At 36.3% G+C, this 1,470-nt stretch carries 1 protein-coding gene; it reads left to right on the top strand.

What is annotated here, in order from left to right:
* Positions 1-101 precede the first annotated feature (101 nt).
* Positions 102-1,430, top strand: a complete 1,329-nt coding sequence (locus tag J2Z37_RS25375) for an IS3 family transposase (RefSeq protein ID WP_209813093.1) — start codon at positions 102-104, stop codon at positions 1,428-1,430.
* Positions 1,431-1,470: the final 40 nt, after the last annotated feature.

A 1,470-nucleotide genomic window follows, 5' to 3' on the forward strand; every position in this document is an offset into this window, starting at 1 on the left:
TAATATGGTACCTGTAGTTAGGACACTTGAAAAAGAGTGTTTTATCTGCAGGTATTTTTTTATATACTTAAATTTCAACATACGGGAAATAAGGGGACAACATGAGTAAGATAACATTTACATCTAAAGAGATAAAAACACTTCAGAAAAATCCCAATGTGGAAAGCGTCAGTGAAAGATCCATTACTTATTCGGATTCTTTTAAAAACAAATTTATGGATGAATATCTGGATGGTAAATTTCCACGTCAAATCTTTATAGAGAATGGATTTGATGTCGACGTTATTGGGCTAAAACGGATTGAACAGTCAGCCTACAGATGGAAGAAGGCATATGAAAAGAACGGGGTAATTGGTTTGACCGATTCGAGGAAAAACAATTCAGGTAGACCATTGAAACGGGAACTTACACCAGTCGAAATAATTGGACTACAGGAAGCAAGAATTAAGCTACTGGAGGGACAGGTGGAGCTATTAAAAAAGCTAGAAGTGACAGAAAGGAGGCTGCTAAACGCAAGCAAAAATCTAAATTCGAGTAGAGTGTATCAGTTAATTTATGAAACCATTGGACAAAATCAATTTAAGCGAATGACAAGGTATTTTTGTGACCTTTTAGAGGTCTCTCGTTCCGGATATTATAGCTATCTTAAGGCATCCATTAGCCGTGAAGCAAGGGAACAATTGGACGTAGAAGCCAAGGAAATTATTTTTATGGCATTTAGTCGCCGCGGATATAAGAAAGGATCGCGGTCCATAAAAATGATATTGGAGAAGGAGTTTAACCTGATACTTAGTCGTAAAAAGATTCAAAGAATCATGAGGAAATATAACATAGTCTGTCCTCATAGAAGGGCAAACCCTTATAAAAAGATCGCTAAGGCAACAAAGGAACATCAGGTTGTTCCTAACAAGTTGAACAGGGAATTTAAGCAAGGGCTGCCTGGAAAGGTACTATTAACGGATATCACCTATTTGCCATATAACGGTAATGGTATGGCTTATTTGTCAACCGTAAAAGATGCATCCACTAACGAAATCCTAGCTTACCACGTTTCTGATCGTATCACACTAGACATCGCAACGAAGACAATCCATAAATTAATGAACAACAAGAAAGTTACTCTACATAAGGATGCCTTTATCCACTCAGACCAAGGAAGCCATTACACAAGTCCAAGATATCAAAAGTTATTAAAGGAATACGGTTTAGGCCAATCTATGTCCCGAAGAGGAAACTGTTGGGATAATGCTCCTCAGGAGTCATTCTTTGGCCATTTAAAGGATGATGTTGATTATAAATCCTGTAAAACATTAAAAGAATTAAAGGCGAAAATTAATCATTATATGGTTTACTATAACAATTATCGATATCAATGGAACTTAAAAAAGATGACCCCTATTCAATACAGGAATCATCTTTTAGTGGCTTAATCTCTTTTTTTATAGTGTCCTTGACATAGGTGCCAGTTTA

The sequence above is a fragment of the Ammoniphilus resinae genome, from assembly GCF_017873965.1.
Classification (GTDB): Bacteria; Bacillota; Bacilli; order Aneurinibacillales; family RAOX-1; genus Ammoniphilus_A; species Ammoniphilus_A resinae.